This window comes from Ligilactobacillus salitolerans, assembly GCF_003864415.1.
Lineage (GTDB): Bacteria > Bacillota > Bacilli > Lactobacillales > Lactobacillaceae > Ligilactobacillus > Ligilactobacillus salitolerans.
In genome coordinates, this window is the sequence record NZ_BFFP01000064.1 from 1 (window position 1) to 6342 (window position 6342).

A 6342-nucleotide genomic window follows, 5' to 3' on the forward strand; every position below is an offset into this window, starting at 1 on the left:
TTCCTTCAGATTCTACCTCGCAATAGACACCCTTGCCTTCGACTTGTGATACCGACCACTACGGCTCACAGCGGACTCACACCGCCTAGTTACTGCCCATGCCGGGCGCACCAAAAAGGCTTGGGAACATAGGGTTCATGTTCTCAAGCCTTTTTACTGTTTTACTGCTTTTTCAATGTTTCCGCGATGATCCCCTCACGCACGCCGCTTTCTGAAAAAATAACTTCCGGCAGCAAATATTTCTCCAGCAGCATCACGACTGGAGTCAAACCGCCAATGATGATGTCTGCCCGGTCCTTTTCAACTCCCAGCGCCTGTTCACGTTCCTGCTTGTTTTGGCCCAGCCATTTGGCAAAAACTTCAATGAAGGCATAAGCCGACATCCTAGTCCCATGCAGGCTCTGGCCGGCTTTGGCTTGTCCTTGCCAGTGGCCTTGCCGCGCCACGGTCCGATTAGCCCCGCCTAATAAGACCAGGGGCAAACCTCGGCCCTGTTCCAGCCAGGGCAGCTGACTGAACTTATAGAGCACAAAACGCTGCAAGGCAAAGAAATCAGCGGCAGAGATCTGATCATGCGCATGAAATTTTTCGCTGAGAGTCACCGCACCGTAGGGAATGCTGAGATAGTCGACGGCCTTGCGGGTCTGGACTAGGACCAACTCGAAAGAGCCGCCGCCCATGTCGCAGATCAGACAATTCTGCAGGTCAAAGGCATGCATTACCCCAGCATAGTCGTAGTAAGCTTCGGCATTGCCAGACAGGACTTCGATCTGCACCCCGATTTCTTGCTTGATCCGTTCCAAAAACTCCGCGCTGTTTTGCGCGTTGCGAACGGCAGCGGTCGCGACGCCTCTGACCGTCAAATTAGGGACCTGCTGGTATTCAGCCTTGAATGAGCGCAACGCCGCTAAAGTCCGGTCCATCGCCGCTTTACTCAACCGCTGACCTTGTTCACTGGCGCCCATTCCTTCGGCTAAACGCGTCATTTCCTTCAAGCGCTTGGTTTCCTGAAAGGTCCCGTCAGCGTTGATCTGGTAGAGCCCCAGTCGGGTCGAGTTTGAACCTAAGTCTAAGATCGCAATATTTTGCACCATGCAGCTTCCCCCTTTTCACAAAAATCAGCTAATAACAGAACTAGTCAAAGTAGTTGACACCGATCGCAGCGCGAACTTCTCTTAAGGTCTGGTCTGCAACTTCATTGGCATACTGGCTGCCTTTTTTCAAGATGTCATAAACCGCAGGAATATCTTTGGCGTATTCTGCTCTTTTTTCCCGGATCGGCCCTAAGACACCTTCCAAGACTTCGTTTAAGTAACGCTTGAGCTTCACATCGCCCAGACCGCCAGCTCGGTACTGCTGTTTTAATTCAGCGACATGTGCTTGATCAGGCGCGAAAACATCCAAGTAGGTAAAGACAGTGTTGCCTTCAACTTTGCCCGGATCTTCAACGTGAATGTGGTTAGGATCAGTATACATAGACATCACTTTTTTGCGTAATGTGTCAGCATCATCTGAAAGATAGATCGCGTTATTGAGCGACTTCGACATTTTGGCATTGCCGTCTAGTCCTGGCAAACGACCAGAACCCTTGGGCGGGAAGATCCCTTGCGGTTCGACCAAAACTTCCTGACCGTAGATCGAGTTAAAGCTGCGCACGATCTCGCGGGCTTGTTCGATCATCGGTTCCTGATCATCGCCGACAGGGACAGTATCGGCCTTAAAAGCGGTGATATCGGCCGTCTGGCTGACAGGATAAGTGAAGAATCCGGCTGGGATCGAACGTTCAAAATTCTTTTGCTGGATCTCAGCTTTAACGGTTGGATTGCGCTCCAAGCGTGAAACTGTCACCAAGTTTAAGTAATACAGGTTCAACTCAGCTAGGGCCGGGATCTGCGACTGCACAAAGATCGTTGATTTCTGCGGATCGATCCCCACGGCTAGGTAATCTAAAGCGACTTCGACTAATGACTTGCGGATCTTTTCTGGGTCGCGGGCATTATCGGTCAAAGCCTGCTGGTCGGCGATCATGATAAAGGAATCATAGTCGCCGGAATTTTGCATCGCCACGCGGGACCGCAAAGAACCGATATAGTGTCCGATATGCAGCTTGCCTGTGGGTCTGTCGCCAGTTAAAATCACGTGTTTATTCATCGTTGTACTTCCTCCGTTTGTCAGTGGTGGGAACTTTCGTGTCATTAATCCAAAAAATCGTCCAATTGTCTCTTCAACAATAGGACGATTACTCGCGGTGCCACCTAAATTGCGGAAATTCCGCCACTCATTTTTTTCAATTGTTAGTCAGGCAGGCCCAATTCGCTAGCGCATGCATTTCTCAGCTGACCATGCATCTCTGTTAGTGCGCTCACTACTTTTTCCTGCTATGTGAATTAACTTAATTTTACCAAACTTGGCCGGCTTGTAAAGCCTTTGTCCGCTAAAAGCTAAAATTCTGACAGCCAAAGCATTCTATGGTATTGTTAGAAGAAGTCTGGGAAGTTTTGAAAAACAACGAATGCCAAACTTAACCTGGACTTGTACAATCTCCAAAGAAAGGATCTGCATTCATGGCAAGCCAAAGACAATTAGAACAGCAGCGTGTAGATCAAGTGATCGTAGAAATCAAGCAGCAGCTGAAACAAGCTAAAAAAGAATATGAAAAAGCCCACGCCGAGACTTCTTCCGTGGAAAAAAACTATTTACAAAATGCCAAGGTCAATACAACAGAAGTCGATGACCGCATGGAAACTAACGCTGAGATCCAGCAGCAAAAACAGCTGGTCGCCAAAAACATTCAGACTGAGCAGATCTTAAAAGAACAGTTAGAAACTTTAAAAGACTTGAAAAAATCGCCTTATTTTGGACGGATCGATATTCAGGATCCGGATGAAACGTCACCAGAAAGTCTTTACATCGGGACCGCTTCGTTGAGCGACGAGCACCAGAACTTTCTCGTCTACGACTGGCGCGCCCCGATCTCATCGGTCTACTATAACGGGACCTTAGGCCAAGTTGAATATGAGACCCCGGCTGGCCGGCAAGAAACTGAATTGCTTAAGAAACGGCAATTCAAAATTACCGACGGTCAGATCCAAAACATGTTTGACACCAGCGAAACCGTCGGAGACGAACTCTTACAAAGCGTCTTAGACGAGCATAGCGATGAATATATGAAAAACATCGTGGCGACTATCCAAAAGGATCAAAACGATATCATCCGCGACACAAACAGCGACCTCTTGTTAGTCCAAGGCGTGGCTGGCAGCGGCAAAACCTCGGCTATCTTACAGCGGATCGCTTTTTTGCTCTACCATAGCCGGGCTAGCCTAAATGCCGATCAAATCGTGCTATTTTCACCTAACCTCCTTTTTAGCCGCTATATCTCAGATGTCTTGCCTAGCCTGGGCGAAAAAAATATGCGCCAAGTTACGCTCCATGAATTTTTCTCCCGTCGGCTGCAAGGACTCAAGGTCGAGTCGCTCTTTAACCATTACGAAAAACAATGGCAGCTGACTGAGGCAGAAAAAGAACTAAACGAAGAGAAGAAGACGGCAGAGTTTATGGCAGCAATCAAAGACTATGCCGACCACCTGACAGCTAGCGACCTGTGCTTTACTGACATCAGCTTGCACGGAAAAATTCTTTTCAGCCAAGCAGAGATCCGGCAGCTTTACGCTGACCAGCCGGTCCAGATGACACCTGGTCACAAGTTCGCCGCGGTCAAAAACCAATTGATCAAAAAACTCAACAAACTGGTTAAAAGAAAAGCACGCAGCACGCAGATCCAAGATCAGCTAGAAGATATGAGCTCCGAACAATACCTGACCTTGCTGGGGGATAAAACTAAAGAGAGCTTTCATTCTTATGACGAGGAACGCGACTATCTGGGTCATCAGCTGGCCAGTCAGCAATACGAAGTGATTTATGACGCGCTCTACAACGACTTTTTCTTCGACAGCTACGAGCAGTATGGCAAGTTTCTGCAAAACAAGCTGCCAGAGTCTGCTGCGGGCTATTCCTTAGCCTTAGAATACCATCAGATCGCCCTCGCCGATTGTGCTCCCCTGTTATACTTGCGTGACCTGGTGACTGCGGGAGGCAAAAATCACCGGATCGCACACCTTTTCATCGACGAAATGCAAGACTATACTTTGGCACAACTGATCTATCTCAAGCACGTTTTCGGCGCTGCTCAGCTGACTTTACTCGGCGACAGTGAACAGGCGCTCTATGCCAGTGCCCAGCGTCCCCAAGCACTCCTGGAAAATATCGCGCAGACACTGGACGCTAGAAAGGCGAACTTAAAGCTGCTGAACCGTTCCTACCGTTCAACTAAGCAGATCACAGATTTCATGAAAGCCATGCTGCCGGAAGGAGAAAATATTCAAGCCTTCAATCGGCCAGGCAATCGCCCATTAGTTTGCCAAGTGTCAACGGACCAGGCAGCTTTAAAGGCCTTAACCAAGCATTTGAATGCTTCTGCTGCCAAATACTCAACCGTGGCGCTGATCACTAAAACCATGGCTGAAAGCAGGCAGCTCTATGACCAGCTGCGTCGTGATCTGCCAGTGAATTTGTTGACTGAACAGGACCGTTCCTTACCCCAAGGGATCGCGATCTTGCCGATCTATCTAGCCAAGGGCTTAGAATTTGACAGCGTGATCGTCAATAACGTTTCCCAGGCTGAATATTCCAGCAGTGAAGAACGCGGGATCTTGTACACGATCTGTTCACGGGCAATGCACGAACTGACCTTGATCAGCCAGGGAGGAGTAACTCCCCTGATCAAACAGATCGACCCGGAACTCTATACTTTAGAACAAACTTTGCCTGTGAAATAGCTGCCACGATTTTGTCAAAGACTGTTGCAATTATCGAATGTATATAATATACTATTTAAGTGCTGATAATTGCATGCCACTTTAGCTCAGCAGGTAGAGCATCACCATGGTAAGGTGGGGGTCGCCGGTTCAAATCCGGCAAGTGGCTTAAATTTAATCGATTAATTTTAAAGGTCTGTCAGGTTAATTCCTGGCAGGCTTTTTTAGTCTCTCCGTCGTCCTGCTCCAACCAGCAAAGCGCACATCAATTCCGCCTACTCTGCTTTTAAACGAAATATTTAAGACGACCTCAAAGCGCTGATCATTTTGGAATTTAAGTTCATTCGCGAAAATACCCCTTTAATGCAAAGGAGATCATGTCTACTTGATCAAGTCACCTTAGAAGCGCTAGAGCGATTACTTTTTGTTTGGCAAAGCGACACCCTACTCTATAGTTGTCTCAACTTACTGCTTGCCCCAGCAGCCGCATTGACAATTAATTTAAAAAACTCTCCAGTAAAATAAAACGCTTTCTTTTAACTTTTAAAAAAAGATGCCACAATTATTCCTGAAATAAGTATGATATAAGAATCGAGGTATTAAGGATGGCTGTAAATTCACACCACAAAGTCAGCGCTGAAGATTTAGAATTAATTGCCGAAACTCTAGCAGATGCAGATAGTCAAGCTTTAGGCAAGTTATTTCATAAGTACCGTCCCCTAGTTCTGAACTTGATCAGTTCGTATAGATTCCGTTACTATGACTTCGATGATCTTTTGGTCGAAGCCTTGGTCGTCTGTTACGAAAGTGTGCTCGAATTTGAACCCTCCAGGCAGATCCCCTTTGGTGCCTTTTTCAAAGCAAACTTAAATAATTACTTAATGACCTTATTACGGGGCCAAAAGGCGCAAAAACGTCAGTTAGACAAAGTCACCAGTTCTTTTGAAGGCATGCTCGAACTGAAGGGAGAAAACAGTTTTGGGCCCGATCAACATTCTATTTCACCTGAACAATATTTGCTGCTTAAGGAAAAACTGGAGCGTTTACCCACTGTTCTTTCCTCCTTAGAAATCGAAGTCTTGCAGCTATACTGTGGGCCATTTCCATATTCCAATCAATCGATTGCTGAACATCTGTCAATTTCCTATCCCGCTCTGAGCAATGCCAGCAGCCGCTGTAAATATAAAACGATCAAACTCTTATATAATTAAGCAAATTGCTTCATACTCTCAGAATGAAAAGTTAAAAAAAGCAGTTCAACCGAATTGATCGATTGAGCTGCTCGTTTTATTATGAAGCGGAAGACGGGATTCGAACCCGCGACCCCCACCATGGCAAGGTGATGTTCTACCACTGAACTACTTCCGCATAAAAAATACTGGGTCACCCCAGTATCTAGAAAATTTAGCGCGGCAACGCCCTACCCTCACAGGGGGCGATCCCCCAACTACTCTTGGCGTAACGAAGCTTAACTTCTGTGTTCGGCATGGGAACAGGTGTAGCCTTCGTGCAATCGCCACCGCAC

At 47.1% G+C, this 6342-nt stretch carries 4 protein-coding genes, 2 tRNA genes and 1 rRNA gene; 3 read left to right on the forward strand and 4 right to left on the reverse strand.

What is annotated here, in order from left to right; genetic code table 11:
• Nucleotides 1–161 precede the first annotated feature (161 nt).
• Together LFYK43_RS11785 and trpS are read right to left on the reverse strand one after the other, a co-directional pair.
• Nucleotides 162–1091 carry a Ppx/GppA family phosphatase gene (locus LFYK43_RS11785; RefSeq protein WP_124978528.1) on the reverse strand — a complete coding sequence of 310 codons (930 nt, stop codon included), beginning with the start codon at nt 1089–1091 and terminating at the stop codon, nt 162–164.
• 43 nt (nt 1092–1134) lie between these two features.
• Complete coding sequence (gene trpS, locus LFYK43_RS11790) at nt 1135–2151, reverse strand: tryptophan--tRNA ligase (protein WP_124978522.1); 1017 nt, start codon at nt 2149–2151, stop codon at nt 1135–1137.
• A 413-nt stretch (nt 2152–2564) separates the two neighbouring features.
• Between trpS and helD the strand changes: the two genes are divergently transcribed.
• The 3 genes from helD (at nt 2565) to LFYK43_RS11805 (ending at nt 6028) form a co-directional block, all read left to right on the forward strand.
• A complete protein-coding gene (helD, locus tag LFYK43_RS11795) occupies nt 2565–4838 on the forward strand; it encodes an RNA polymerase recycling motor HelD (protein ID WP_124978524.1) in 2274 nt (757 codons plus the stop codon).
• A gap of 75 nt (nt 4839–4913) precedes the next feature.
• A tRNA-Thr gene (locus LFYK43_RS11800) sits at nt 4914–4986 on the forward strand.
• A gap of 436 nt (nt 4987–5422) precedes the next feature.
• Nucleotides 5423–6028 (forward strand): sigma-70 family RNA polymerase sigma factor, encoded by a 606-nt coding sequence (locus LFYK43_RS11805; protein ID WP_124978526.1) that lies wholly within the window; start codon nt 5423–5425, stop codon nt 6026–6028.
• An 85-nt stretch (nt 6029–6113) separates the two neighbouring features.
• Here the strand turns inward: LFYK43_RS11805 and LFYK43_RS11810 are convergent.
• Nucleotides 6114–6185, reverse strand: a tRNA-Gly gene (locus tag LFYK43_RS11810).
• 39 nt (nt 6186–6224) lie between these two features.
• Nucleotides 6225–6341 (reverse strand): 5S ribosomal RNA (gene rrf, locus LFYK43_RS11815).
• Between the last annotated feature and the right edge of the window lies 1 nt (nt 6342).